At 71.4% G+C, this 26,549-nt stretch carries 25 protein-coding genes and 1 pseudogene; 20 read left to right on the top strand and 6 right to left on the bottom strand.

Going from position 1 to position 26,549, the window contains the following annotated elements; genetic code table 11:
- Positions 1–51: 51 nt before the first annotated feature.
- The 3 genes and pseudogenes from ACTOQ1_RS25010 to ACTOQ1_RS25000 form a co-directional block, all read left to right on the top strand.
- On the top strand, positions 52–1,869 hold the full coding sequence (locus ACTOQ1_RS25010) for a bifunctional metallophosphatase/5'-nucleotidase (RefSeq protein WP_440070452.1): 1,818 nt from the start codon (positions 52–54) through the stop codon (positions 1,867–1,869).
- A 293-nt stretch (positions 1,870–2,162) separates the two neighbouring features.
- Entirely contained in the window at positions 2,163–3,296 is a 1,134-nt protein-coding gene (locus ACTOQ1_RS25005; protein WP_440070451.1) for a sensor histidine kinase, read from the top strand.
- Between the two features lie 43 nt (positions 3,297–3,339).
- Positions 3,340–3,993: pseudogene (locus ACTOQ1_RS25000) on the top strand (response regulator); the annotation flags it as partial.
- A gap of 312 nt (positions 3,994–4,305) precedes the next feature.
- Here the strand turns inward: ACTOQ1_RS25000 and ACTOQ1_RS24995 are convergent.
- Positions 4,306–5,019: a winged helix-turn-helix transcriptional regulator gene (locus ACTOQ1_RS24995; RefSeq protein ID WP_344746945.1), complete on the bottom strand. Its 714-nt coding sequence runs from the start codon at positions 5,017–5,019 to the stop codon at positions 4,306–4,308.
- Between the two features lie 206 nt (positions 5,020–5,225).
- Here ACTOQ1_RS24995 and ACTOQ1_RS24990 point away from each other — a divergent pair, with 206 nt between their 5' ends.
- The 9 genes from ACTOQ1_RS24990 to ACTOQ1_RS24950 all read left to right on the top strand — a co-directional run bounded on the left by ACTOQ1_RS24990 (position 5,226) and on the right by ACTOQ1_RS24950 (position 10,080).
- A complete protein-coding gene (locus tag ACTOQ1_RS24990; RefSeq protein WP_350969220.1) occupies positions 5,226–5,477 on the top strand; it encodes a MoaD/ThiS family protein in 252 nt (83 codons plus the stop codon).
- Between the two features lie 100 nt (positions 5,478–5,577).
- A complete protein-coding gene (locus tag ACTOQ1_RS24985) occupies positions 5,578–6,258 on the top strand; it encodes an LmeA family phospholipid-binding protein (RefSeq protein ID WP_440070450.1) in 681 nt (226 codons plus the stop codon).
- A gap of 48 nt (positions 6,259–6,306) precedes the next feature.
- Positions 6,307–6,819 (top strand): sigma-70 family RNA polymerase sigma factor, encoded by a 513-nt coding sequence (locus tag ACTOQ1_RS24980; protein WP_350969222.1) that lies wholly within the window; start codon positions 6,307–6,309, stop codon positions 6,817–6,819.
- Positions 6,816–7,742 carry a zf-HC2 domain-containing protein gene (locus tag ACTOQ1_RS24975; RefSeq protein WP_440070449.1) on the top strand — a complete coding sequence of 309 codons (927 nt, stop codon included), beginning with the start codon at positions 6,816–6,818 and terminating at the stop codon, positions 7,740–7,742. The genes ACTOQ1_RS24980 and ACTOQ1_RS24975 overlap by 4 nt, the downstream gene beginning before the upstream one ends.
- A gap of 212 nt (positions 7,743–7,954) precedes the next feature.
- On the top strand, positions 7,955–8,293 hold the full coding sequence (locus tag ACTOQ1_RS24970; RefSeq protein ID WP_440070565.1) for a TlpA family protein disulfide reductase: 339 nt from the start codon (positions 7,955–7,957) through the stop codon (positions 8,291–8,293).
- 61 nt (positions 8,294–8,354) lie between these two features.
- Positions 8,355–8,468 carry a putative leader peptide gene (locus ACTOQ1_RS24965; protein WP_362840590.1) on the top strand — a complete coding sequence of 38 codons (114 nt, stop codon included), beginning with the start codon at positions 8,355–8,357 and terminating at the stop codon, positions 8,466–8,468.
- Between the two features lie 62 nt (positions 8,469–8,530).
- The gene (locus ACTOQ1_RS24960; protein WP_440070448.1) at positions 8,531–8,929 is read left to right on the top strand and encodes a DUF4395 domain-containing protein; all 399 of its coding nucleotides are present in this window, start codon (positions 8,531–8,533) and stop codon (positions 8,927–8,929) included.
- Between the two features lie 15 nt (positions 8,930–8,944).
- The gene (locus ACTOQ1_RS24955; protein ID WP_362840587.1) at positions 8,945–9,784 is read left to right on the top strand and encodes a sulfurtransferase; all 840 of its coding nucleotides are present in this window, start codon (positions 8,945–8,947) and stop codon (positions 9,782–9,784) included.
- Positions 9,784–10,080 (top strand): DUF1416 domain-containing protein, encoded by a 297-nt coding sequence (locus tag ACTOQ1_RS24950; RefSeq protein WP_329089613.1) that lies wholly within the window; start codon positions 9,784–9,786, stop codon positions 10,078–10,080. The genes ACTOQ1_RS24955 and ACTOQ1_RS24950 overlap by 1 nt, the downstream gene beginning before the upstream one ends.
- A gap of 247 nt (positions 10,081–10,327) precedes the next feature.
- On the opposite strand, the gene ACTOQ1_RS24945 is transcribed toward ACTOQ1_RS24950, so the two are convergent.
- Positions 10,328–11,317: a DsbA family protein gene (locus ACTOQ1_RS24945; protein WP_440070447.1), complete on the bottom strand. Its 990-nt coding sequence runs from the start codon at positions 11,315–11,317 to the stop codon at positions 10,328–10,330.
- Positions 11,318–11,645: 328 nt separating this feature from the next.
- Between ACTOQ1_RS24945 and ACTOQ1_RS24940 the strand changes: the two genes are divergently transcribed.
- Positions 11,646–12,911 carry a hypothetical protein gene (locus tag ACTOQ1_RS24940; RefSeq protein WP_440070446.1) on the top strand — a complete coding sequence of 422 codons (1,266 nt, stop codon included), beginning with the start codon at positions 11,646–11,648 and terminating at the stop codon, positions 12,909–12,911.
- Here the strand turns inward: ACTOQ1_RS24940 and ACTOQ1_RS24935 are convergent.
- From ACTOQ1_RS24935 to ACTOQ1_RS24925, 3 genes are all read right to left on the bottom strand, one after another.
- Positions 12,850–13,623, bottom strand: coding sequence for a hypothetical protein (locus tag ACTOQ1_RS24935; RefSeq protein WP_440070445.1), 774 nt, complete (start codon positions 13,621–13,623; stop codon positions 12,850–12,852). The two genes, ACTOQ1_RS24940 and ACTOQ1_RS24935, sit on opposite strands and share 62 nt — an antisense overlap.
- Before the next feature lie 776 nt (positions 13,624–14,399).
- A complete protein-coding gene (locus tag ACTOQ1_RS24930) occupies positions 14,400–15,176 on the bottom strand; it encodes a hypothetical protein (protein ID WP_440070444.1) in 777 nt (258 codons plus the stop codon).
- Positions 15,173–15,820, bottom strand: coding sequence for a hypothetical protein (locus ACTOQ1_RS24925; protein ID WP_440070443.1), 648 nt, complete (start codon positions 15,818–15,820; stop codon positions 15,173–15,175). The genes ACTOQ1_RS24930 and ACTOQ1_RS24925 overlap by 4 nt, the downstream gene beginning before the upstream one ends.
- 176 nt (positions 15,821–15,996) lie before the next feature.
- Here ACTOQ1_RS24925 and ACTOQ1_RS24920 point away from each other — a divergent pair, with 176 nt between their 5' ends.
- From ACTOQ1_RS24920 to ACTOQ1_RS24905, 4 genes are all read left to right on the top strand, one after another.
- A complete protein-coding gene (locus ACTOQ1_RS24920) occupies positions 15,997–17,940 on the top strand; it encodes a hypothetical protein (RefSeq protein ID WP_440070442.1) in 1,944 nt (647 codons plus the stop codon).
- A 379-nt stretch (positions 17,941–18,319) separates the two neighbouring features.
- A complete protein-coding gene (locus tag ACTOQ1_RS24915) occupies positions 18,320–21,292 on the top strand; it encodes an ATP-binding protein (protein WP_440070441.1) in 2,973 nt (990 codons plus the stop codon).
- Between the two features lie 321 nt (positions 21,293–21,613).
- The gene (locus tag ACTOQ1_RS24910; RefSeq protein ID WP_440070440.1) at positions 21,614–22,900 is read left to right on the top strand and encodes a MurT ligase domain-containing protein; all 1,287 of its coding nucleotides are present in this window, start codon (positions 21,614–21,616) and stop codon (positions 22,898–22,900) included.
- Complete coding sequence (locus tag ACTOQ1_RS24905; protein WP_440070439.1) at positions 22,890–23,606, top strand: type 1 glutamine amidotransferase; 717 nt, start codon at positions 22,890–22,892, stop codon at positions 23,604–23,606. Before ACTOQ1_RS24910 ends, ACTOQ1_RS24905 begins: the two co-directional genes overlap by 11 nt.
- A gap of 157 nt (positions 23,607–23,763) precedes the next feature.
- Here ACTOQ1_RS24905 and ACTOQ1_RS24900 read toward each other — a convergent pair whose 3' ends face one another.
- Positions 23,764–24,126, bottom strand: coding sequence for a DsrE family protein (locus tag ACTOQ1_RS24900; protein WP_440070438.1), 363 nt, complete (start codon positions 24,124–24,126; stop codon positions 23,764–23,766).
- A 66-nt stretch (positions 24,127–24,192) separates the two neighbouring features.
- Here ACTOQ1_RS24900 and ACTOQ1_RS24895 point away from each other — a divergent pair, with 66 nt between their 5' ends.
- The 3 genes from ACTOQ1_RS24895 (at position 24,193) to ACTOQ1_RS24885 (ending at position 26,302) form a co-directional block, all read left to right on the top strand.
- Complete coding sequence (locus ACTOQ1_RS24895; protein WP_440070437.1) at positions 24,193–24,702, top strand: FABP family protein; 510 nt, start codon at positions 24,193–24,195, stop codon at positions 24,700–24,702.
- A 108-nt stretch (positions 24,703–24,810) separates the two neighbouring features.
- The gene (locus ACTOQ1_RS24890; RefSeq protein ID WP_362503330.1) at positions 24,811–25,116 is read left to right on the top strand and encodes a DUF2470 domain-containing protein; all 306 of its coding nucleotides are present in this window, start codon (positions 24,811–24,813) and stop codon (positions 25,114–25,116) included.
- 250 nt (positions 25,117–25,366) lie between these two features.
- Positions 25,367–26,302 (top strand): NAD(P)-dependent oxidoreductase, encoded by a 936-nt coding sequence (locus tag ACTOQ1_RS24885; RefSeq protein WP_440070436.1) that lies wholly within the window; start codon positions 25,367–25,369, stop codon positions 26,300–26,302.
- Positions 26,303–26,549: the final 247 nt, after the last annotated feature.

Genomic DNA, 26,549 nt, shown 5'->3' with positions numbered 1-26,549 from the left:
GTTACCTCTCGGTCATTCCTTGCACAGGTAGCCCCTTTAGTGTCGTGGTTCATGATGTCTCGTTCCTTCCAGCGGCTGGCCATGGCGGGCGTGCTCGCCGGGGCCGGTCTCGTGCTCGCGATGGGACCGGCCCAGGCGGGCAACAAGCCCGCCGGCCCCGCCGTCAAGCCCGCCAAGACGGTGCCGGTCCGCCTGCTCTCCCTCAACGACTTCCACGGCCACCTCGAGCCGCCGACCGGTTCGTCCGGCCGCATGGTCGACGAGACCGGCGCCACGGTCGACGCGGGTGGTGCCGCGTTCGCCGCCACCCACCTCAAGCAGCTCTCCGACAAGAACACGCTGAAGGTCGCCCAGGGCGACCTGATCGGTGCCACCCCCCTGATCTCCGCGGCCTACCACGACGAGCCCTCGGTGGAGTTCCTCGGCAAGGTCGGCGTCACCGCCTCCGCCGTGGGCAACCACGAGTTCGACGAGGGGTACGCCGAGCTCAAGCGGATCATGAACGGTGGCTGCCACCCGGTGGACGGCTGCTCGCCCGCCGGTACGTGGAAGGGCGCGAAGTACAGCTATATCGGCGCGAACGTCATCTTCAAGCGGCCGGAGCGGGGCGCGGAGAAGGAGGCGCTGGAGGCCCTGGGCGGGACGGGCGGCAGCTCGCTGCGCAACCTCCTGAAGGACTACGGCATCCCCGCGCTGCCCCCGGTCGCGATCCGCTGGATGAACGGCGTGCCGATCGGCTTCATCGGCCTGGTCACCCAGACCACCCCGAACATCGTCACCGCCGAGGGCATCAAGAACCTCGAGTTCATCGACGAGGTGAAGGCCGCGAACGTCGCGTCCAAGCTCCTCAAGATCGTCGGCGTCAAGGCCCAGGTCGTGCTCGTGCACGAGGGCGACCAGGTCACCGCGGGCCAGTCGCCCGACGCGTGCGCCGCCCAGCCCGGCGCGGGCAACCGGATCGCCACCCAGGTCGACGCCGAGATCGACATGATCCTCAGCGGCCACTCCCACCAGGCGTACCTGTGCCAGGTGGCCGACCCCAAGGGCGGCACCCGCCTCTACAGCCAGGGCGGCTCCTTCGGCCGGGTCATCACCAAGGTCGACTTCCAGGTGGACGTCAGGACCCGCGACGTCGTGCGCTCCTCGGTCGTGGCCGACAACCAGGTCGTGACCAGGACCGTCACCCCCGACCCGGAGATCGGCGCGTTCGTCCAGACGTGGAAGGACCGCGTCGCGGCGGTGGCCAACAGGCCGATCGGCCGGATCACCGCGGACATCACCAACACCGCCGTGGCCTCCGGGGAGTCCCCTCTGGGCAACCTCATCGCCGACGGCCAGCTCGCCGCGACCAGGACCGGCGGCAACGCCCAGATCGCCCTGATGAACCCGGGCGGCGTGCGGGCGAGCCTCACCTACGCGGGCTCGCCCGCCGGTGAGGGAGACGGTGTGGTGACGTACGGAGAGGCGTTCACGGTCCAGCCGTTCAACAACCTCATGCAGGTGGTCACGCTCACCGGGGCGCAGCTCAAGACCGTTCTCGAGCAGCAGTTCGTCGGCGGTCCCAACGCCCAGGCGTTCACCAAGATCCTGCAGCCGTCGTCGAACTTCACCTACACCTACAGCGCGAGCGCGCCGTGGGGTTCGAAGGTCTCCGACATGAAGATCGACGGTGTCGCCGTGACGGACACGCAGACGATCAGGGTCGCGGCCAACAACTTCCTGGTCGGCGGCGGTGACGCGTTCCTCGCCTTCAGGGACGGCGCGGACGTGTGGAGCGGCCCGCTGGACATCGACGCCTTCGCCGCCTACCTCGCGGCGAACCCGTCGATCACGCCCCCGGTGCCCGACCACATCACGGTCGTTCCGTAACGCGGGCGAAAGACACGCCACGCCGCGAGGATCGCGGTACGTCGTGAGGCATGGCAGACCGTGAAGGTGTGACACGCGCGAGAGGCCCGTCGGACGCGTCCGGTGGGCCTCTCCGCACGTGGTGCCGGCGGCGTTTCGCCGTACGTCGCGAGGAGCCCGGTGGGGCAGGAGGGCCGTACGCCGTGAGTTGGTGTCCGCGGCCCGGCCCCGGCCGGCGTACGTCCGGGGATGTACGGGCGACCTCCCCCTTCCGAGGGTCGGCACAGTGGGCACGGTGGCCTACCGTGTCAGGGGTGAGGACCCGGAGAACCGACGCGCTGGTCGCGGCCGGGGTGCTGGCGGGGATCGTCGGGGGCACCTACGGCGGGCTGTCCAGCTCGGGTTTCCCCGAGCGTCCGCTGGACACGCTCGGCCTGGCGCTGATCACGGTGTCGTCGCTGGCGCTGGCGTTCCGGCGGAGCGCGCCGCTGCCGGTGGGAACGATCACCGTGGCCTGTGCCGTCGCCTACTACGCCTGGCGGTATCCGGGGATCTTCGCCGCCGCGCCCGCCCTGATGTCGATCTACACGGTGGCGGTCCTCGGGCGGCGTCGTCTCGCGGTCTGGCTGGCCGTCGCGATGGCCGTGGGGGTCTACGGCCTCATCGCGCTGGCCGACGTCGACCCCGCCCCCGACGGCGGTTTCACCCTGCTCAGCGGCTGGCTGGTGGCGATGGTGGTCTTCGGTGAGACGGCCAGGAACCGCCGCGCCTACCTGAACGAGGTCGAGAGACGGGCGGCCGAGGCCGAGCGCACCCGCGAGGAGGCGGCGCTGCGCCGGGCCGACGAGGAGCGGCTGTGGATCGCCCAGGAGCTGCACGACACCCTCACGCACAGCATCTCGGTCATCAACGTCCAGGCCTCCGTCGCCGTGCAGCTGCTCGACCACGACCCCGCCCGGTCCCGCGAGGCACTGACCGCGATCAAGGAGTCGGGGCGGGAGGCGATGCGGGAGCTCCGCGCCACGCTGGGCGTGCTGAGGCAGGCCGATCCCGACGGTCCCGAGGCGGGCCTCGCCCGGCTGCCCCGGCTGGTCGCCAGGGCGGAGGCGGTGGGGCTGCCGGTCAGGGTCCTCGTCGTCGGCGAGCGCCTGGACCTGCCCCCGGACGTCGACCGGGCGGCCTACCGCATCGCGCAGGAGGCGTTCACCAACGTGCTCCGGCACGCGGGGCCCGCGTCGATCACGCTGACGACCGAGTACCGGCCAGGAACGGTCGTGCTGCGCGTCGAGGACGACGGGGAGAGCGCCACGGAGGTCACGAGATACGGGATGGGGCTGATCGGGATGCGTGAGCGCGCCGTCGCCGCCGGAGGGTCGCTCACCGCGGGCCCGCGCCCGCAGGGCGGGTTCGCCGTCCGGGCCGAGCTGCCCCTGGCGGGGCGGCCGTGATCAGGGTGCTGCCGGCCTGTGACCAGGCACTGGCGGGGCGGCCGTGATCAGGGTGCTGCTCGCCGACGACCAGGCGCTGATCCGCGCGGGCTTCCGGGCGCTGCTCGACATGGCCGGCGACATCACCGTCGTCGGCGAGGCGGGCAACGGTGTCGAGGCCGTCGAGATGTCCCGCGCGCTACGGCCGGACGTGGCGCTGCTGGACGTCAGGATGCCGCTGCTGGACGGCATCCAGGCCACCAGGAGGATCGGCGCCGACCCCGAGCTCGACGCGGTGCGCGTGGTGATCCTGACCAACTACGCCCTCGACGAGTACGTCTTCGCCGCGCTGCGCGCCGGGGCCGGGGGCTTCCTGCTCAAGGACATCGAACCCGCCGAGCTGCTGAGGTCGGTCCGGGTGGCCGCCGCCGGCGACGCGCTGCTCTCGCCCTCCGTGACCCGGCGGCTGATCGAGGAGTACGTGTCCACTCCGCCCAGGCCCGTCGCGGGGCCCGGCCTGGAACGCCTGACCGGCCGCGAGCTGGAGATCCTGGCGCTGGTCGCCACGGGTATGTCCAACGCGGAGATGGCGGAGCACCTGGCCATCAGCCACGCCACCGTCAAGACCCACGTCAGCCGGTCGATGACCAAGCTGGGGGCGCGCGACCGGGCACAGCTCGTCGTCTTCGCCTACGAGTCGGGGCTGGTCACGCCCGGAGCATCGGGAACGCCCAGGGCGTCCGGAGCATCAGGAACGCCTGGAGCGCTCGGAGCTCCCAGGGCGCTCGGAACGCCCGGAACGTCCGGTACGCCTGGCTCGTCGTCCGGTGGACGCGCCTGAAGGGCACGCACATCACACGCACGCCACGCGTGGCCGGACACGACACGACCGCGTACCCGTCTGGCGTGCCCGGCACAGGCCTGTCCGGCTCACCGCCCTCGCGAGAACTCCGCGGGACGGTGGCGGGAACGTGCCACGGCCGTTTCCGGCGGATCCCGGAAAGCCCGGGAACTCCAGGGAAACAGGGGCCTAGCGGCGCGCGGGCTCGCGCTCCTCGACGGGCTCGTTGCCGCGCTCGGGGACGAACCGGTAACCGACGTTGCGGACCGTGCCGATCAGCGCCTCGTACTCGGCGCCGAGCTTGGCGCGGAGCCGCCGGACGTGGACGTCCACGGTGCGGGTACCGCCGAAGTAGTCGTACCCCCAGACCTCCTGGAGGAGCTGGGCGCGGGTGAAGACCCTGCCGGGGTGCTGCGCCAGGTACTTCAGGAGCTCGAACTCCTTGAAGGTCAGATCCAGCGCGCGCCCGCGGAGCCTGGCGGTGTAGGTGGCCTCGTCGATCGACAGGTCACCGTTGCGGATCTCGTCCGGCACCTCCTCGGCGGCGGACAGGTGGAGCTTGCCCACGGCCATCCTGAGCCGCGCCTCGACCTCGGCGGGTCCGGCGGTGTCGAGGATGACGTCGTCGGTGCCCCACTCGGCGGTCAGCCCGGCGAGGCCGCCCTCTGTGACGATCACCACCAGGGGGCAGGCGACGCCCGTGGTGCGCAGCAGCCGGCACAGGCTCTTGGCCTGGACGAGCTCGCGGCGCGCGTCCACCAGGATCGCGTCGGCGGGCGGGGCGTCGAGCAGGGCGGATGCCTCCGCGGGCGCGACCCGTACCGAGTGCAGTAGCAGCCCCAGCGCCGGAAGCACCTCAGTTGAGGGCTCAAGGGCGTTGGTGAGCAGCAGGAGATTGCTCACGATGCCTCCTTCCCGCGTCATGTCGGCGATAGCCGTACAAACACGTAAGGACCCGGGGGCTACATTGCCCAGGTCCCGTAGTAGGTGAGGATAACCCACAAGGGTTCAGCGTCCAGCGAACGTCCACCTGGTGAACACACGTTCTCCATGTGGATTCACCGTAATGGCACGGTAACCGTACGTGTGCTTGGGGAGTTGATTCACTGATGGCGACGGTCATTGTCAGATATTGGGCCGCGGCGAAGGAAGCGGCGGGGATCGCGGAGGAGCGGTCCGAGGCCGCGACGCTTGCCGAGTTGATGACGAAAATCACATCGAATCGTGAAGGGCTGGCTCGCGTGGTGAGCCGGTCGTCGTTCCTGGTGGACGGGGATCCGGTGGGCAGGCGGGCCCACGAGACGATCATCCTGACGGACGGGGCGACGGTCGAGGTGCTCCCGCCGTTCGCGGGCGGTTGAGCGAGGTGGACGCTACCGCCGGCGCGGCGTTTCGGACAGGATTGCGGGGGGAGGTCACGCCAATGGCCCCTCTCGGGCCGGGGAACGAACAGGGAGTCGGATGCGCAAGCTGATCGGTTTTCTCCTCCTGCTTCTCGTTCTCGTGGTGATCCTCGACAGGGTCGCCGTCACGGGAGTCCAGCGCGAGATCGCCACGCAGGCCACGGCCAAGTACGACCTCTCGACCCCGCCGGAGGTCACGATCGAGGGCATCCCCTTCCTGACCCAGGCGATCGCCGGGCGCTACGAGGAGGTCAGGGTCGCCGCGGGCGCGATGACGATCTCGGGCATCCGGCTGTCGAGCGTCGACTTCACCCTGCGCGGCGTCACGGCCCCGCTGGAGGACCTGGTGCTCCGTCCCCAGCAGGTGGACATGCGCGCCGAGCGCGTGGAGGGGGCGGTGGTCGTCCCGGTGGAGACGCTCAACCAGCGGGCACCTCGCGGGATCAAGGTCAGTGTCGTGGGCGACGAGCTCAACGTCGGCGGGGAGATCACCGTGCTGGGGCAGAAGGTGCCCGTGAAGGCGGCGCTGAAGGTCGAGATCGTCAAGGGCGGCCTGCAGCTCGTCCCCGGGAAGGTGACCCTGGGCGGAGGCATCCCCGTGCCCGATCCCGAGCGGTTCATCAACTACCGCATCCCGATCGGCAAGCTGCCGTACAACCTCAAGTTGACCGAGGTCAAGGCCGTTCCCGAGGGGCTGCGCATCTCGGGCGAGGCCTCCGACGTGCCCCTGCGAGGCTGAACGTGCCCCGTGTCTGAACCGGATCGTCCCGCAGTACGTCGTGAGGATGTGAGCCAAGCCGGAACCGCCGACGAGCAACTCGTCAGGGCGCTCTTCGACGAGCACGGCGGGCCACTCTACGGCTACGTGCTGCGGCTGACGGGCGACTCGGGGAGAGCGGAGGACGTCGTGCAGGAAACGCTGCTGCGGGCCTGGCGCCATCCTGACGCGTTCGCCGGTCGCTCCATCCGCGCGTGGCTGTTCACGGTGGCCCGCAACCTCGTCGTCGACCAGCACCGGGCGCGCAAGGCGCGCCCTCCGGAGACGGGTGACGAGGCGCTCGCCGTGGTGCCCGCCGACGACGAGCTGGAGCGGGCCGTCGAGTCGTGGGCGGTCGCCGAGGCGCTGGCCGCGCTGCGGCCCGAGCACCGCGAGGTGCTGGCCGAGGTCTACTACCAGGGGAAATCTGTCAAGGAGGCCGCCGAGTCGCTCGGCATCCCCGCAGGAACGGTTAAATCGCGCACGTATTACGCGCTTCGGGCGCTCAAACTGGCGCTGGAGGAGCGGGGGCTCGCGCCATGATGATGACCTGTGACGAAGTACGGATGTCGCTCGGGGTCTACGCTCTCGGTGCCCTGGAGCCGGACGAGCGCGTGCTCGTCGAGGCCCATCTCGCCGAGTGCGCCGAGTGCCGGGCAGAGCTGGAGGAGCTGGCCGGGGTGACGGCGTTCCTCGGCAGGGTGTCCGAGGGCGACGTGGCGCAGGTGGCGAGCCCGCCCACGGCGGTGCTCGACCGGCTGCTCAGCGCCAAGGTCAGGCGGCGCCGTACGAACCGCCTGATGCTCTCGCTGGCCGCCTCGGTCCTGGTGGTCGGGCTCGGCGGCGGCGCCCTGTGGACCGTCACCCAGAGCTCCCGGGAGGTCGGTACGGCGTCGGCGCCTCTGGCGGACAGGCCGGCGACCTCCGCGGAGGGAGGACAGGAGAGCGCCCGGTCCTTCGAGGACCCGGCCGCGCCCGACGGCGACGCCGTGGCCAGTGCCCAGGCCAGGTCCTCCACATCACCGTCCCGGGAGACCTTCGGATCCCCGGCGGCCAGCTCCGCACCGGATACCTCCGGGTCCTCGACGGCCGGTCCCGCGCCGAAGACCTCCGGGTCCCCGACGGCCGGTCCCGCGCCGGAGGTCCTGCTCGCCCCCAGTGAGCTGCGGTTCAAGGGGGCCGACGACACGGGCACGGTCCGCGCGGTGGTGACCGCGTCCGCGGGGGAGGGGGCGACCACGATCAAGGTCACGCTCACCGGGGTGGCCAAGGGCACACGCTGCCGGCTGGAGGTGTTCGGGGAGGGCGGGCTCAGGGAGACGGCGGGCAACTGGGTCGTCAACCGGGCCGCCTACGACGAGTCGGGTGACTTCGAGGGCACCACGACGATCCCGCCGGAGCGGATCACGTCGTTCGAGATCACCACCGCCGGGGGACGGGTGCTGCTCACGATCCCCACCTCCTGACCCGTCCGGTGCGCCCGTCCCGCCGGGTCGTCCGCCCGGTCCGGGGAAGAGCCGTCCGCCCGGTCGGGGAAAACGGTCCGAGCGTGGGGACCGGCGCGGGAATGGCGCGGGGCGCACGCCTGTTGTCGTGTTCCGTGACCGGTTTGACGGTGGTGGTCGTCACCCTCGCCCTCGCCACGCTCGTGGGCGTGGTGCTGCGGCGACGGAACGGCGTGGCACGAGAGGTGAGGGGCGACGTGGAGCGGCTCACGTCCGGCGACATCCACGCGGAGCTGGGGGAGCGGGCCACGCTCGTGCAGTTCTCCACCTCCTTCTGCCAGCCGTGCAGGGCGACCCGGCGGATCCTCGGCGAGGTGGCCGGGATGGTGCCCGGCGTCGCGCACGTGGAGATCGACGCGGAGTCCCGCCTGGACCTGGTCCGATCGCTGAACATCCTGCGCACCCCCACCGTCCTCGTCCTCGACGCGTCCGGGCAGGTCGTGAGGCGCGCCTCCGGCCAGCCCAGGAAAGCCGACGTCATCGGTGCCCTCGGTCTGGCGGTCGGCGAATGAGCGGAGCACCCTATCGCCCATTGAACGATCATGTCTCAGAAATTGGACAGGGATGTGACAGATGGCGGGACGCCGGGGTAATGTCGTGGACATGAACTCCACGACAGAGCTGCTCACGAAGCGGCGCGCGGTTGATTTCTGCCGCGTGACCACCGCTCTCTGTCGCGTTTCCTAAGGGCGATCTCAAGCGGCCGTCGAGCCGCACCGATCTGCGCAACCCTTCAGGAGCATCAGGCGATGCAGGTTGATTCCCGAGCTCTCCGCTTCGCAGCGGCCGTCACTACCGTTGTCCTCGCACTCGTTCTCGTGACGGGCAGCGCGTGGCCGCTGGCGGCGCAGGCCGTCGTGTTCGCACTGGGCGTTCTCGGCACCTCGCCGTACGGGATGATTTTCAAAGGGATAGTGAAGAGCCCGCCGAAGGAACTGGAGGACGCCGCCCCGCCGCGTTTCGCGCAGGGGGTCGGACTCGCCTTCGCTCTGGTGGGCTTGGTCGGATACGTCGCACAGATCACGCCGCTGGCCCTCGGCGCCGTCGCAGCGGCCCTTTTCGCCGCATTTCTCAACGCCGCTTTTGGTTTCTGTCTCGGCTGCGAGATGTTTTTGATCATTCGCCGTCTACTACCCGCCGCACGATGATCCTGGAGGATCAAAATGAGCCGCTCCGCCGTCCTGGTCGACGCTGACTGGGTCGAGGCCAACCTCGACACTCCCGGCGTCGTCCTCGTTGAAGTGGACGAGGACGCCAGTGCATATGACAAGGGCCACATCCGTGGCGCCGTGAAGGTCGACTGGAAGCAGGACCTCCAGGACCCGGTCCGTCGCGACTTCATCGACCGTGAGGGCTTCCAGGCGCTGCTGTCGTCCAGGGGCATCGCCAACGACGACACCGTGGTCCTCTACGGTGGCAACAACAACTGGTTCGCCGCCTACGCGTACTGGTACTTCAAGCTCTACGGCCACGAGAACATCAAGCTTCTCGACGGTGGCCGCAAGAAGTGGGAGCTCGACTCCCGCGAGCTGGTCAAGGACGTCCCCGCGCGTCCCGAGACGAGCTACCAGGCCAAGGACCAGGACCTGTCCATCCGCGCCTTCCGTGACGACGTCGTCGCCGCGATCGGCAAGCTCAACCTGGTCGACGTGCGCTCGCCCGACGAGTTCACCGGCAAGCTGCTCGCGCCCGCCCACCTCCCGCAGGAGGCGGCGCAGCGCGGCGGCCACGTTCCCACCGCCCGCAACATCCCGTGGTCGAAGACCGCCAACGACGACGGCACCTTCAAGACGGACGAGGACCTCAAGGCCCTCTACGAGGGCGAGGGTGTCGACTTCTCCAAGGACACCATCGCCTACTGCCGCATCGGGGAGCGTTCGGCGCACTCGTGGTTCGTCCTCCACGAGATCCTCGACCAGGCCAGCGTGAAGAACTACGACGGATCGTGGACCGAGTACGGCTCGCTCATCGGCGTGCCGATCGAACTGGGAGAGGCCCGATAATGACTCAGGGATGCGCTGCTCCGGAACAGACTGTTGCCCTTCCGGCCGGGATCGACCTTTCGAGCCAGGCCGTCATCCAGGGCGTGGTGTCGGGCGCGGGCACGGCATACGCCCGCCTGCTCGACCACGCGGGAGAGTTCACCGGTGAGGTCGTGGTGTCCGACGAGGGCATCTTCCGTTTCTTCGCCGCCCCCGGTGACTGGACCGTCCGCATCATCGCGGGCGGCGGGGTCACCAAGGACATCCCGGCCCAGGCCCGCCTGGGTGAGGTCACCCAGCTCGCCGTGGCCGTCTGACCTCTCGGGGCCGGACTCGCCACAGCGAACAGCACGTTGACCGAACTGTACGAACAGCACGAACCAGCAGGGTGAGAGGACCGGCTCTTCTTCGGGAGGCCGGTCCTTTCCGTTGTGCCGGACGCGCCGGCCGCTCGCCGGTCCTGGCCGGAGGCTCGCCGGTCCTGACGGTTCGCTCGTCCCGCGGTTCGCCGTTTCGGGGCTCGCCGTTCCCGAGGGGGCGGAGTGGTGTCTCCGCCCCCTCGCGTCAGACCGTGAGACGTTCCGCCAGCCGGTTCTCGACACGATCGAGGGCGTCGACGTAGTCGCTCTCCGGGGACATGGCCGCCGCCAGGCGCAGGTGGGGCAGTGCCTCGGGGAGACGGTTGGCGCGTTCGAGGGTCCGGCCGAGCAGGAACCGGGCGTAGTGGTCACCGGGGGTGCGCTCCAGGAGCGCCTCCAGCGTCTCCCCCGCCCGGCCGAGCTGGGCCGAGCCGAAGTAGGCGCGGGCCGCCAGCAGCCGGACGGCGGGGTCGTCGCCGTGATCGGCCAGCAGCGGACGCAGCGTCCACAGAGCGCCGAGGGGATCCCGGGCGTCCAGCAGCGCCTCGGCCTGGCGCAGCCACCTGACCTCGTCGGGGAGTTCCCGACGGGGAACGGCGTCCCGTACCAGGTCGGCGAGGACCTCGGCCGGCTGCGCGCCGGAGACCACCGTGTCGCCGACCGCGAAGGTCGGCGAGGTGGCGATGCCCTCGGCCTTGCCGCGCAGCAGCTCGGAGCGGACCTCGTCCGCGCCGTCACCGCGGTCGAGCGCCTCGGCCATGCCGTCCAGACCGGCCTCGGCGGCGAGCGCCGCCAGGGTGGCGCGGTCCCCGATGTCGGAGCCCTCGACGAAGTGGGCACGCAGGATCCGCTCCACGACCGCGCCCTGGAGCGCGGCACCGCCCCGCCGGTGGGCGAGGGCGATCACCCGGTGGGCGTCGAACGTGTTCGCCCGCCACACGGCGCCCCGCGGCCGTCCGTTGTCACCGGCCCGCTCCCCGGTCGGGGTCGGGTGGAGGGCTCGCAGGGCGCCCTCGGCGACCGGGTCGCGCAGCTCCTCCTCCAGCGGCTCCGACGGCACCGGAGCCATCGGGTCGATGACGTACGGGCGCCAGACGATCTCCACGTCCTCGCCGAGTTCCGCCTGCTCCAGGCGTCGCATGCCGATGTAGGCCCACGCGCAGGCCATGTCGGCCCAGACTTCCATGCGCTTCATTGCCGCTGCAACAAACGAGGCCGGTCGTTTATTCGGCGGGCCCCGCGGCCTCGATCGGTCCGGGTGACGAGCGTGGGGAACCTGCGACGGTCACCGTCCCGGCGCCTTTCACCTGGCGGGGATCCGGCCGGGCTCGCGACGGCCGGGGAGGGGCGACGGGACCGGTGGGAGGCGTCGGGGGCGCGGCGTTCCACCGGCCTCGCCGGTCGGGCTGCGCTCCGTCAGGGGAGTCGTTAGCATGCGTCGGGTGCCTGAAACGCCTGTTATGCCCGCACAGTCGCCGGCAGTCGGCCGGAGGTCCGCCTCCCTTTCCGCGGCCTCGCTGCCCATGCACACGCTCAGGATCTTCGGCGCCTGCGCCCTGTCGCTGATCCTCTGGTTCTCGGCCGGCAGGGTGGTCCGGGGGCTGCTGATGGTGGCCGCCAGCGAGGTCTCCCACGGCGACTACCGGCAGGTACGGCTTGTCATCACGATGTTCGTCTTCACGTTGATCGTGTTGAACGAGCTCGTGATCATGGTCGGCATGCTGCACTCGGTGCGCGGGGCGCTGCGGGAGATCCAGGCGCGCAGGGAGGGCGGCGAGGCGGACGAGAGCATGTTCGGCGCGCTGAACCGTGCCACGCTGGTCTTCGCCACCATCTACCTCGCCTGGAGTTTCCAGAACGCGGACGCCAGGGAGTTCATCGCCGTCGACACCGCCAGGCGGGTCGACCAGGACTTCGCGGCGAGTCTCGCGGGGCAGGAGGCGGAGGGCGGCACCGGGCTCTCCACCCTGGACGTGCGGGTCTCCCTGGGGGTCGCCGTGGTGGCGTACCTGCTCAAGACGCTGTTCAGCTGGTGGCACGTCAACGGCAAGGTCAGGGGCAGCGGCGTGTTCGCGACCTTCTTCGAGCTGGCCTTCGCCTTCTACAGCATCAACGCCCTGTTCGCCTTCGCCGACGCGCGGGCGGAATGGCTGGACGACCGGGTCGTCGTGGCGGCGGCCAGGGGCTGGGCCGAGGAGGCGGGGGAGGTGATGCCGTGGTGGAAGGCCCTCTGGGACGCGGTCGGGGACGTCTGGCCCCATGTGATCGACGGTCTGGTCGTCCCGCTCACCTGGTTGACGGTCGCCTCGCTCGTCTACGGAGCCTTCGCCGAGGACACCCGGGCCGTCGTACGGGGAACCCGGCTCGACAACGTGGCCACCCGGATGGAGCGGACGCACAACCTCACCCAGACCACGATGACCCGTGCCACGGCCGGGTTCCAGGAGCGCTGGGTTCCCCCGATGAACGCCTTCCGGCTCGCCGTCCGGGGCGGTCCCGCGCTGTTCGGTCTCTTCTGCCTCGGTTATGTCGGGATCAGGGTGGTCACCGACTACGCGGACCGGGGCGTGCGGATGCTGATCGGCAACGAGGACCCGTTCGTCTGGCTGGCGCTGGCCGGGCCGGTGTCCTTCGTCAGGGAGATGGCGGTGCTGACGCTGACCGTCTGCCTGCTGGCGGCCACGTTCGACATCGCGGCCACCCGCAGTCGTGAGGCGGGGGAGGCGCTCACCGCCGGAAGCGCAGAACCTGGTCCTGAACAGGGTCCTTCTGCTCCGCGGCCTTCTTGAAGATGTCCTTCACGGACTCGTCCTCCACGACGTCGTACGTGGCGGGGCGGACGTGGACCTCGACCTGCCCCGCCAGTTTCCTGGGCACCACGGCGACCATGTTGTAGGTGTAGGCGGTGCCGATCCTGTGGTCCTTGGCCTCGTCCGGGACGTCGTCGCTCTCGGGGAGGACCTTCCACACGCGGCCGTCGGAATGCCTGATCTCGACCTGCGGATCGCCGCGCAGGCCGATGCCCTCGGCGTCCAGCGCGGTCCTCGTCACCTTGATCTTCAGCCACTGGCGGTCGGCCGGGAGGGGCTTCTGGCCGGGCAGGCTGTCCACCTGCTCGACCGAGGACTTCCACGACACGTGCATCAGCGTCATGGCACCCCCCGCCGCGACGGTGTAGATCCTGTCGGCGGGGTTGCCGGTCCTGTAGACGGTGTAGCCGTTCCAGGTGGAGACCGCGATGCCGAGTCCCACGAACACGATCGCCGCGCCGGCCCGCAGCACCGTACGGCGCCTCCTCGTCGGCGGGGTCTCCTCCGTGGCCGCCGCGGTCTCCCGCGGTGGGCGTTCCCCGGGCGGCGCGTCGGTGGGTGCGGCGGGGGCGGCCGTGGGCATCGCCGCCGCCCCGGTTCCGGTGGCGGAGGTTCTGGGCAGCGGGGACCCGGTGACGGAGGGGAACGGCTGGGTCGAGGCTCCCTCCGGTTCCTCCGCCGGCTCTTCCACGGGCGGCTTCGGTGGCCAGACCTGCTCGTCCGGGAACGTCCGCAGCGGGCCGGGCGTCCATTGGCCACCGCCCGGAGGTTGCCGGCGCTGAGGCGGGGTGGGGCGGCTCCTGGCCGGGGTGGGGGGCGCGGCGGGGAGACCCGGGGCCGGGGCGGGAGGCGCCGGTGACGCGGCGGGCCGGGGCCGGGGTGCGGGGGCCGGCCGCGTCGGGTCGGGGAGCCCCTGCCCGGCATGACGGTTCCCGGGCTCGGGCGGGTTCAGCCGCCGGGCCCGGGGAAGCGCGGGCCGTTCCGGATTCTGTCCGGTACGCGGCCGGTGGGCCGCGGGAGGTTCCGCGTGACGTCCGCGAGGTCGCGTGGGCGCGTCGTCGTCGGGACCGGGCGATGCCGGGGGCCTGGGGGGAGCGCCGGGAGCGCCGGGAGACATCGGTCCTGGCGGCGTCGGGCGCTCGCCGGCAGCGCCGGGAGGCATCTGGCCGGGTGGTGTCGAGCCGGGTGGTGTCGGACGCTCACCGGGGGTGCCGGGGGGTGCCGGCCAGGTGCCGAGGGTGGCGGGCCAGGGGCTGCCTCGGTAGGGATCGTGAGACGGCGTGGAGGAATGACCCTCCGAGGCGGGCCGGTTCTGCCGTACGGGCCCGTTCTCCCCCGCCGGCCCGTTCTCCCCTGCGGGCCGGGGCTCGCCCGCGGACCGTTCCTCCCGCGCGAGCCGTTCCTCCCGCGAGGCGAACCAGTCGCGGCCCTGCTCGTCCTCGGGACCTCCCCGGTGCGGCGTCCCCATCAGTTCCTGCTCGCCAACTCGTAGACGTCCTTCGCGGTGGAGGTCAGCCGTCGCGCGGCCGCCTCGTCCAGACCCAGGTCTATCTCGATCTCGGGTCCGTTCGGCTCGACGATGAAACCGGATGAGGGGGCGAGCAGGATCCGTGAGTCAGGGAGCTCCCCGGGCGGGATCTCGAAGACCGTCACGCCCTCGGTCCACCAGCCCGGCTGGATGTAGGGATGGGTGATGGTCGACATCTGGTCCACCCTGTCGGAGGCCACGTAACGGTGCCCGCCGCCCGTCAGCAGCCGGGGAGGCCCCAGCTGCTGCGGCTCCCAGGTCGCCGTGGCGCCCACCTCGACGATGATGAAGATCCCTTTGGCGGTCACCCGTTTCTGCTCGCCGCCGGCGTTCTTGGCCGCGATGGCCTTGGCCGCGTGCACCGCCTTGACCCGCGCGGAGATCCGGGAGCCGGTGACCTCCTCGTTGATGTCGCCGGTCGAGGTGAGGGGCGCGTCATGGTCGGCGATCCCCGAGCCGAAGGCCTGCAGTCCCACGGCGGAGGCCGCCAGCGCGATCCCGGCCAGCACGGCGCCGGCGGCGCGCCACCGGCTCGGCGGCGCGGTGGTTCTGCGGCGGGCGGGCGCCCCGGAGCGGGAGCGGGAACCGGGCCGGGGGTGGTTCTCCGGCCGAGGACGAGTCCCGGACCGGGGCCGGGTCTCGGGCAGCGGAGGAGTCTCAGGCCGTGTCTCGGGCTGGGAACGGGTCTCGGGCCGGGAACGGGAAGAGGCGTTCACGAGCGTGTTCCCTTCTGCGCGACGGGAAGCGTGACCTGGGCCGTCACCACGGGTTTCTCCTTGCCCGCATCGTTCTCCGTCACCAGGAACCAGCCCGGCGACAGGGTGATCCCCTCACGCCACTCGTACTTGCCGACGTCGATCGTCAGCTGCTTGGGAGCCCGCTGCTTGTCCTCCAGCTCGTACCTGACCACCACGCCGGTCGGCAGGGCCGGGTGGAGTTGTGCGCTCTCGCCCCCTCCGGTAGGGGAGAACACCGACGCGCCGTACTTGCCCTTTATCGCCGGGCTTATCTTGAGCAGGGACGAGCCGAAGGACCCGCCGGCCAGGCCGCCCTCGTAGAGCAGTCCCGTGCTCGCGGTCTCGTCGCCCTTGTTGGTGACCCGGAACTCGATCTCCAGGAAACGCTTGGCGGGGCTGCCGAACAGGCCGGGCTCGCTCACGGTGCGGGACCCGACGAATGTGGTCGTGAACTGCTCCTGGTCCACGGTCGAGCCCTGGCCGAGCCGCTTGGGAGGCTTGTCGGGGGCCGTGGCGAAGCCGCCGAGAGCGGCGGTGACTCCCAGACCGGCGACCGTCACCAGGGCGACGAGCGGGACCGCGATGGGGCGCCGTCTGGTGGGACCCTCGGGAGGCGGAGTCATGAGAAATGATGTTAATCGCTGACGTCCGTCTCATCCGACTCATCTGTCCCTTAAGTCCTGGCGAACCTGGGGAAAATACAGCGGATTGACGGGAACGCTGCCCGAATATGATGTCGAACTCTTACGCTGTCTCCGAGGCTTCCGATGAGCCCGATGGCGGAGGTTCCGTGGCGGACGTGCATCCAGAGCATGCGCAGCTCCAGGCGGACCGGATCTACCTGGGCTGGCAGTACGCCTTGTTGCACCCTGATCCGGGTCCGGCTCCCAAGCGACCCTCGCCCGTCGAGAATCCTCCCGAGCCGCTCGACCCCGAGTGGGTGCGCAGGGAACGCCTCAACGAGGACCTCCTGAACCGGCCGGTCAAGATCGTTCGAGGGTTCATGGCCGCGCTCGCCACCCTGATCCTCGTCCTCGGCCTCACCGAGATGCTCAGCTGGTCGTTCGCCGCCGTCGGGGTGATCGCCGCCGGTGGCATCGCGGCGTTCTGCAGCTACGCCGTCCATCAGGGCGACCGGGCGGTGCGCCACCGCATCAGGGAGCGCGAGGTGGCCGGTGACCGGCTGCGGGAGGAACGTGACAGGGAGCTCTTCCTCGCCCAGGAGGAGCACGCCGCCCGTTACCGGGAGTGGGCGGAGAAGAAGGAGCGCCACGACCGCCAGCTGACCTGGTACGCGGTGGCGGTGCCCGACGAGATCGACCGGATCGACGTGGCCGGAGGCACGCTGCCCGGCTGGTCGGCGCTGATCACCCTGCTCGGCGCGACCCGCCTCTACAGCGGCGGCCACCTGACCGTGCTGGACCTGTCCGAGGGCGCGATCGCCAAGGACCTGATCGAGCTCGCGCGCAGGGGCGGCGACGACCCGCTGGTCTGGGTGCTGCCGGTCGACCTGCCCCGGCTCGACCTGGGCGCGACGCTCGCCCCGGAGGCCTTCGCCGACGTCCTCGCCCACGTCGTGAGCGTCAGCGAGGAGCACCGTTCGACCAGGGACCTGTCGTTCGACAACGCCATCCTGGAGCGGGTCCTGGAGGTCCTCGGCGAGAGCGCCACGATCAACCAGGTCACCGCCGCCCTGCGCGCCCTGGCCCAGGTCGGCGACCCCCGCGAGGACCTGCGGTTCGGCCTGATCACCGCCACCCAGCTGGAGCGGATCGGCACGCTGTTCGGCCGGGGCGTCAGCGACCGGGTGGTGATCGAGCGGGCGTGGGCGCTGGAGTCGCAGCTGCGCAAGCTGGAGACCCTCGGCTCCGAGGCGGTGCGCCTGCCGCCCGCGCGCCTGCGGGTCGTGTCGATGGACCGCCAGGCGGGCGTCTTCGGCAACCGCGTCCTGGGCACGTACGTGGCGACCGCGCTCACCCACATCCTGCGCCAGTCGCCCGCCTCCGAGCGGCCGTGGTATCACACGATCATCGTCGCGGGCGCGGACAAGCTCCGCGGTGACGTGCTCGACCGGCTGATGGACGCCTGCGAGACCTCCAGGACCGGCCTCGTCCTCACCTACCGGTCGCTGACCCCGACCGTGCGGGAGCGGCTCGGGCGCGGGCACGCGGCGGTGACGTTCATGCGGCTCGGCAACGCCGAGGACGCCCGGGTCGCCAGCGAGCACGTCGGCACCGAGCACCGGCTGGAGCTCGCCCAGCTCACCGAGACGATCAGCGCCGCCGGAGCCGGGATGGACGGCGGCTACGTCTCCACGGTCGGCCAGGCCGAGGAGGGCGACGAGGAGCGCGACGTGAGCCACACGGACCTCAAGGAGGACATCACCGAGTCCACCGAGTGGGGCCGCCGCGCGACCAAGGCGATGGGGGAGACCGAGCGGGTGCTGCACCGCTCCAGGGAGTTCCTCGTCGAGCCCCACCAGCTCCAGCAGCTTCCCACCACCTCGGTGATCGTCACCGACGCCACCGCCGAGGGGCGCAGGGTCCGTCTCGCCGATGCCAACCCGGCCATACTGACCTTCCCCAAGACGACGCTGGGCGAGTTCGACGAGATCAAGGAAGCCGCGCTGGACCACGTGCACCGGGAGAAGAAGGCGGAGCCGCGCGCGTCGAGCGCGTTCGAGGACGCGCCGCCCAACCTCGGCCCGCCCCCGGCCAGGCTCGACTGGCGTCGCCGCCAATGAGATCCCGGCCCACGCCGACGAGAGCCCGGGTGATGCGGGCCCGGAGGGCGGAGGTCCGGGCGGCGCCAACCCGGAGGGCGGAGGCTCGGGCGGTGCGGGTCCGGGCGGCGTCAACCCGGCGGGAGGAGGTCCGGGCGAAGGAGGCTCGGGTGAGGACCGTGCGAGCGGCGGCGTTTTCACCGGGTGCGTCAACGAGCCGTCCGTATCTCGTAATGGGATGGTCAATGCCGGGGTGCGAGCCCCGAGTCAGGTTCGACCGTGGTTGCGGGGGTGACCTACCCTCGATCTCGATCTCGATCATGCGTCGGCCGGTACGACGGAGCGATCCGTGAAGCGTCAACCCTCCGGCCTGGAGCCGGGTCCCCCGGGTGGAGACCAAATGCAGCCAAGTGTGTCCCGTCCGCCCAATGCCCTGACCGGTCCCTGGTACAGAATCCAGGCGATCACGGCGCCCTCGCGCAGCTCCTCCGCCGAGTGGGACTTCGTCACCGTCCTGCCCGCCGTACTCTCCACGGCCCAGCGCAACCGGCCCTTCGTGGTCGGCTGGCTCTCGCGCGGGTCCGGCGCCCCGCTGGAGCTGATCACCAACGCGGGGCCGCTCACCCCGCCGCGCCCGCCCCGCAGGGCCGCCACCGAGGCCGAGCACGCCCCCGGCGGTCCCGAGCCGCTGCTGTTCCCCAGCGGTGCCCGTGGTGTCCGGATCGGCGACGAGTGGCTTCGCGACCTGTCCGACCTCGCCTGGACCGTCTGCCCGGGACGGCAGGCCCCGCCGCTGGGCGGGCGCCGCGAGCCGGACGCCGACGAGATCAGGCGGCCCACGCTCTTCGAGTCGACGCTGGTCACGCTCATGTCCCGGCCGTTCGCCTGGCTGGTGGTGGCCGAGCAGACCGACCTGCTCGACGCCGAGGTCGCGCACCTGCGCACCCAGCTCAACGTGCTGCGGCAGTACGGTGACGCCTCCGAGCGCTCCCGCTACGACGCCGAGCGGGCCGAGCGGCGCATGCAGGAGCTGGACGCCTTCCGCGAGGCCGGGCTGTGGAACGTCCGGGTGCTCGCCGGGGCCGCAGGGCCCGAGGAGCTGCGCCAGATCGCCCCGGTGCTCGTCGGCTCCGCCGAGATGAGCCACCACCCCTACCGCCTGCGCAGCGCGCTGTCCGGCCCCGTGTACGGCTTCGCCGAGGCGCTGGCCACGACCCTGCAGGACCCGGCGGACGGCGCGGCCTCCCCGTTCGCGGCCACCGCGGGGGCGCTCGCCGCGCTCGCCGGGCTGCCGCACCGGGAGGTGCCGGGGGTACGGGTCCTCGACGCGGGCTTCTTCGACGTGACCAGCGAGGCGGACAACGTGCCCGGCGCGCTCACCGTCGAGCTCGGGTCCATCCTCGACGGCCAGGACAGGCCGGTCGGCTCGTTCAAGGTCCCGCTGGCCACCCTCAACCGGCACGCGTTCATCACCGGCGCCACCGGCTCCGGCAAGTCCCAGACCGTCAGGCACCTGCTGGAACAGCTCACCGGCGCGGGCATCCCGTGGCTCGCCATCGAACCGGCCAAGTCCGAGTACGCCTCGATGGGCGGCCGGATCGAGCACCTCGCCCCGGTGACCGTGATCAACCCGTCGGCCCCGGAGAGCGTGCCGTTCAGCGTCAACCCGCTCGCCCCCGAGCCCGGCTATCCGGTGCAGGCCCACATCGACATGGTCCGTGCGCTGTTCATGGCGGCCTTCGACGCCGAGGAGCCGTTCCCGCAGATCATGTCGCTCGCCCTGCAGCGGGTGTACGAGGCCAACGGCTGGGACGTGGTCACCGGCTGGGCAGCCCCGGGCGCCGCGGTCAGGCCCGCCGTACCGACCCTCGAACAGCTCCAGCAGCACGCGATGGACGTGATCAAGGAGATCGGCTACGGCCGGGAGGTCCAGGCCGACGTGGAGGGCTTCATCTCGCTGCGGCTGCGGTCGCTGCGGGTCGGCTCCGCGGGCCGGTTCTTCGAGGGCGGGCACCCCGCCGACATCGGCGACCTGCTCCAGCGCAACGTGGTGCTCGCGATCGAGGACGTCGCCAACGACGAGGACAAGGCGTTCCTGATGGGCACCTTGATCATCCGGATCGTGGAGCACCTGCGGATGCGGGCCAGGAAGGAGCGCAGCAGCGGGCTCAAGCACGTCATCGTGATCGAGGAGGCGCACCGGCTGCTGCGCGACCGGGGCGCGGGGCGGGCCAGCACGCACGCCGTCGAGCTCCTGGCGGGCATGCTCGCCGAGATCCGCGCGTACGGCGAGGGCATCGTGGTCGCCGAGCAGATCCCCACGAAGCTGGTCTCCGACGTGGTGAAGAACACCGCGCTGAAGGTCATCCACCGGCTCCCCGCCGAGGACGACCGCCAGCTGGTCGGCGCGGCGACGAACCTGAGCGAGGAGCAGTCCCGGCAGGTCGTCTCGCTCCCGCCCGGCGTCGCCGCGGTCTTCGCCGACGGCATGGACCGGCCGCTGCGCATCCAGGTGCCGCTGGGCGAGGACCGCGAGCGCCCGGTCCCCGGCCACATGCCGCCCATCTGCGGTCGCCGGTCGGCGGCCTGCGGGCAGGAGTGCCGCACCGGCCGGGCGTGCACGCTGGTCGAGCTGCGCGAGGCGGACCTGCTCGCCGGGGCGTCCGAATGGGCCTGGCTGCGGATCTGGACCGACACGCTGGTGCTGGCGTTCTGCACCAACCGGCCGGTGCCCGGGGTGCCCAGGGCACTGGCCGACCTCTGGGCGGAGCTCCCGCCGCGGCGGCGCGAGTGCCTGCTGGCCACGGCGGTGGAGCGCTGCGTGGGCCGCCGCGCCTGGTCGCTGCGTACCGTCAGCGACCCGGTCAAGCTGACCGAGCAGGTCGCCACGATCGCGACCAGGCTGCTCGGTCCCGACCGTGACCCCGGCGAGCGGCCGGGGCCCGCCTGGGTCATCCCGCAGGTGCGGTGGCTGCACGAGGTGGACAGGCTCTTCCCGCACGGCCAGCCCGCGCCCAACCCGCGCGGCTCCGCACCGGTCATGGAGTACGCCCTGTTCAACCGTCCCGCGGGCGGCACCGAGCTGCTCGGCCACCGGGCCAAGGCGCTCCGCCACCACCCGCTGTCCATGGAGGTGGACAGGAACAGGGAGCTGGCCTGGCGGGTGATCCTCGGCGACGACGAGCGCGAGAGCGTGGAGCGCGACATCCTCACGGTCACCATCGGCGTCGACCCGGCCGACCGGCTCCGGCACGTGTCCCAGACGATGGGGGCGGGCTGGCTGGAGAGCGTGCTGTCGTGGCCGCACCGGTTCGTGCTGCCCTTCGACGCCGACTCGCCGGAGCCCGCGGAGCTCGCCTTCGCCGAGCAGTGAGGGCGGTTCGGCCGGGGTGTCCCCCGGCGTGCGGAAGGTTCGCTCCACGAGCTTCGCCATGAGCGTCGCCGTGAGCCTTTCCCCGAGCTCCGTCTTTCCGCCATGGGCTTTGCCCGGGTCCTTTCCGGTGTCCTCCGACCGGATCCGGGGGCTCGCGTACCTCACCGTCACCGGGCGGTGCGTGTGACGTGCCGCCGGGGGGTGACGGTGCCGAAGCAGGGCTAAGATCTGCGGCATGAACGATTCGGTGATTCCGGTCCCGCGGCCGGGCCGGTCGGCCGCCGGGTCGTCCCGCGACGGGTCGCCAAGCGAGGAGACGGCATGACTCAGCTTCCGCTGCGGGCGCAGCTCGCCACCGCTCTCGGCCGGACGGCCGCGACCCTGTCCCGGGTCACCGGGCGCGGAGACGGGTCGGTGATCGGGGGCCGGGTGAGCCTGGTCCTGGAGCCCGACCTGCTGCGCAAGCTCGCGCACGACCGCAAGCTCGTGCTGGTGAGCGCGACCAACGGCAAGACCACGACGACCCGCCTGATCACCTCCGCGCTGTCGGAGCTCGGCGACGTCGCCACCAACGCCTTCGGCGCCAACATGCCCGCCGGGCACGTCTCGGCGCTGTCGTCGGCCAAGCACGCCCCCTACGGCGTGCTGGAGGTCGACGAGAAGTACCTGCCCGAGGTGATCGACACCACCGGTGCCGGGGTCATCTGCCTGATGAACCTCAGCCGCGACCAGATGGACAGGGCGGGCGAGATCTGGCTGCTCGCCCAGAAGTGGCGGCGGGCGCTGGCCGGCAGGAACACCCACGTGATCGCCAACGCGGACGACCCGCTGGTGGCCTGGGGCGCCTCCACGGCCGCCTCGGTCACCTGGGTGTCGGCGGGCCAGCCGTGGAAGGAGGACTCCTGGTGCTGCCCCGAGTGCGGCGGCCCCCTCGACCGCAAGGGCATGGAGTACGTCCCACCCGGCAGCATCGGCGCCGGTGCCCCCTCGAAGTCGGGGGAGAACGACTGGGCCTGCCGCGAGTGCACCTTCCGGCGGCCCGAGCCGTCCTGGATCCTCGACGACGACGCGGTGATCGACCCGCGCGGGCAGCGCTGGGTGCTCGACATCCAGCTTCCCGGGCGCGCCAACCGGGCCAACGCGGCGATCGCGCTGGCCACCGCCGAGGTGTTCGGCCTGCCCGTCGAGCGGGCGCTTCCCCGGCTGCGCGAGGTCAGGTCGGTCGCCGGCCGGTACACCACGGTGGAACGCGACGGCCGGCACGCCCGGCTGCTGCTCGCCAAGAACCCGGCCGGCTGGCTGGAGGCGTTCGACGTGCTCGACTCCTCGCTCCCGGTGATCCTCTCCGTCAACGCCCAGGGGCCCGACGGCCGCGACACCTCATGGCTGTGGGACGTCGACTACCGCGTGCTGCGCGGCAGGCCGGTCTTCGTGGCCGGTGAACGGCGGCTCGACCTCGCGCTCCGGCTGGACGTGGCCGACGTGCCGTTCCAGCTGGCGGGCTCGTTCGAGCAGGCGCTCGCCGCGCAACCACCGGGCAAGGTCGACGTGATCGCCAACTACACCGCCTTCCAGCAGATCCGATCGGAGTTCGGTCGTGCAGTCTGACAGCGCCCTGCGCCTTGTCTGGATCTATCCGGACCTATTGAGCACGTACGGCGACCAGGGCAACGTCCTGGTCCTGGAGCAGCGCGCCAAGCGCCGGGGCATCCCGGTCGAGACCGTGCACGTGCGCTCGGCCGATCCGGTCCCGGAGGGCGGCGACATCTACCTGATCGGCGGCGGTGAGGACCGGCCGCAGATCCTGGCCTCGGAGAGGCTCCGGCGCGACGGCGGCCTGCATCGGGCCATCCAGCGGGGCGCCGCCCTGCTGGCCGTGTGCGCGGGCTACCAGATCATCGGCACCACGTTCGGCGGCGAGGAGGGCCAGCCGGTCGACGGCATCGGCCTGATCGACATCTCCAGCGGGCGTGGCCAGGGCCGGGCCGTCGGGGAGCTGGCGGGGGAGGCGGACCCGGCGCTCGGCATCCCGACGCTGACCGGTTTCGAGAACCACATGGGCGTCACCCGGCTCGGGGCCGGGGTCCGGCCACTGGCGCGTACGGCGGTCGGTACGGGCAACGGTGACGGCACCGAGGGCTGCCACATCGGCAAGATCGTCGGCACCTACCTGCACGGCCCCGCGCTCGCCCGCAACCACGGCCTCGCCGACCTGCTGCTCACCTGGGCGGTGGGTGCCCAGCTGCCGCCGATCGACGACGCCTGGTTCGACCGGCTCCGCGAGGAGCGTCTGGCCGCGGTGCTGCCCCGCTGATCGGGTGCCGCCTCGCCGACGGGGCGTCTCGCCGGTGGAGGCGTCCTGCTGACGGTGGCGTCCCACCGGCGTGGGAGACCGGCTGCCCGGCCTCGTCAGGCGGCCGGTGGCCCGGCGGCCGTGGGCTCGGGCTGGGGGCGGGCGTGTTCCGGTGGTCTCAGTAGACGAGGGCCTGGACGCCCTCGCCCAGCACCTCTTCCACGAAGGTGGGGGCGCCCGCGATGCGGATGCCCTCGATCACGTCGTCGACCGTGATGTCCCGCCGGGCCGCGCACTGCGTGCACAGGGTCACCCTGCCCCCCGCGAGCACCGTGTCGAGCAGGTCCCCGAGCTGGGCGGCGTGCGGGAGGGTGAACTCCTTCGCCCGGCCGGGAAGGGCGAACCAGGCGGATTCGCCCGTCAGCCAGAGCGAGACGGGAACCCCGCTCGCCAACGCCGCCGCGGCCACCGTGAACGCCTGATTGCAGCGCTCAGGTGAGTCTTCGCCTGCGGTAACCTTGATCACCAGTGATCGTGCCATGCTCGAAGCCTATGTGGCCCGGTGTCACCGGCGCGAACCGTACCTGGGCGGCCCTAGGCTCGTTTCATGGACGTTCCCGAACTGCATTCCGACCTTGAGCCGATCGCCTTCCTCCTGGGCCGATGGGAAGGCGCCGGGGTCGGGGGGTATCCGACGATCGAGAGTTTCAACTTCGGCCAGGAGATCGTCTTCGGTCACAACGGCAAGCCGTTCCTGACCTACAGCAGCCGCACCTGGCTGCTCGACGAGGCGGGTGACAAGGTCCGGCCGCTGGGCACCGAGACCGGTTTCTGGCGCCAGCTCCCCGGCCGCCAGCTTGAGGTGTGCCTGTCGCACCCCACGGGCATCGTGGAGATCTACGTCGGCGAGGTGGTCTTCAACAAGATCGAGCTCCAGACCGACGTGGTGGCCCGAACCGCGACCGCCAAGGAGTACACGGCGGGCCACCGCCTCTACGGGCTGGTCAACGGCAACCTGATGTGGGCGTACGACATGGCCTCCATGGGGCAGCCGCTCCAGTCCCACATCTCGGCCGAGCTCAAGCGGGTCGGTGACTTCGTCCCCGACGAGGTGTGAGGTCCGCACCCGGGGCCGGGTGAGGTTCGTCCCCGACGCCGGGTGAGGCCCGGGTCTCCGCCCGCTGCCCGCGATGGGGTGCGGCGGGGCGCTGGTTACCCTCTGAGCATGAGCACCCCCTTCACCCCCGACGTGGTCGAGGCCATCAAGCGCCACATGAACGACGACCACGCCGATGACGCGCTGCTGATCTGCAAGGGCCTCGGCGGGCAACCCGAGGCCACCGGCGCGACGACGACCGGCGTCGACGCCGAGGCGATCGAGTTCGCCGCCGTGGTCGGCGGGCGGGACGTCACGGTCCGGGTCCCCTGGAGCACCACGCTGACCGAGCGCGCCCAGGTCCGCACGGAGGTCGTCCGCCTCTACCGTGACGCCTGCGCCGCCCTGGGAGTCCCCGCCCGCGGCGAGCACTGACCGGCGGATCCGCGTTCTCTCCCCGTTCTTCACGCCGCCCGCGCGCCGGGCCGGATCCGGGTGGGGGCGGTGATCCGGCATGGCCCGTGCCGCCCGGCCGGCGTTCGCCAGGGACTCTCCTTTTCCGAACGGGAACCGGGAAACGGGAGGAGCAGGTGGGCCGGTTGATGACGGTCCGGTCACTGTCGAGACCGATCGTGACGTTCGTGGAAAGCTCCCAAATACCAAAATTTCCTGAAAAGGAGGCGCGGTGAAACCACGAGCACTCGTACTGGCGCCGATGCGAGGCCAGGAGTGGAACCGCCTGAGAGAGCTGATCGACGTCCACTACGACCCGGCGGACCACCGTCCCCACCCGGCGGACGAGCTCGCCAGGCAGATCGCGGACACCGGCGCGCGCATCCTCATCACCGAGTCCGACGAGGTCGCAGGTCCGGTCCTGGACCTTCCCCTGCTGGTGGTGGGCTGCGCCCGTGGCGAGGCGGGGAACGTGGACCTCCCGGTCGCCACGGCGAAGGGCATCCCCGTCGTCTGCGCCCCGGGACGCGACGCCGACGCGATCGCCGAGCTCACCCTCGCCCTGATCCTCGCGGTGACCCGCCGGGTGGCGGTCGGCGACAGGGAGATCCGGCGGGGCATGGCCTCCTACCGGCGGTACCGCGCGTGGGAGCTCGCGGGCCGGACCATCGGCCTGGTCGGTTACGGGGTGGTCGGCCGCGCGCTGGCCTGGCGGATGAAGGGGCTGGGCATGCGCGTCATGGTCCACGACCCCGACGCGGCGGAGAACCGGTACGGGCTCGACGTCCTGCTGGCCCAGGCCGACGTCGTCTCCGTGCACGCCTCCGCGTCCGGAGGCCGGTCGGTCGGGGCGGCGGAGTTCGCCGCGATGAAGCCCGGATCGATCTTCGTCAACACCGCGGACGCGGCCCTGCACGACATGGACGCGCTCGTCGGAGCCCTGAAGGCGGGCCATCTCGGTGGAGCGGCCCTCGACCGGTTCACCGGGGAGTGGCTCGACCCGGCCCACCCGCTCGCCGACATGGACAACGTGGTGCTGACCCCGCATCTGGGCTCGGGAACCTACGACACCGAGATCAACCACACCCGGATGATCTGCGAGGACATCGTCAGGGTCCTCGGCGGTGAGCGCCCGCTGCACTGCGCCAACCCCGGCTTCCAGGAGTGACGGTCTTGTAAAGGGACGGCTTCCGGAGGGGTGCTTCGCGGAAGCAGGACACTCCAGAAGGAAGGCGCTGGAAAGGGAAGAACCCCGGGCCACTTCCCCCTGCTCGGCAGGAGGGCCGGTGGACTACAGGCGGGATCGCCCGCCTCCGGCGGCCCGGGGTTCCGGTGATTGTCGTGGATTCGCCGAACGTCGCCTGACGCCCGGACAGAGTCCGGTCGCGGCGTCCTAGCGGACAGCCACCTCGCTA

Source organism: Streptosporangium sp. OZ121, assembly GCF_051918885.1.
Classification (GTDB): Bacteria; Actinomycetota; Actinomycetes; order Streptosporangiales; family Streptosporangiaceae; genus Streptosporangium.
Note: the sequence above shows the minus strand (reverse complement) of the source record. Positions and strands in the feature narration are given on the sequence as shown.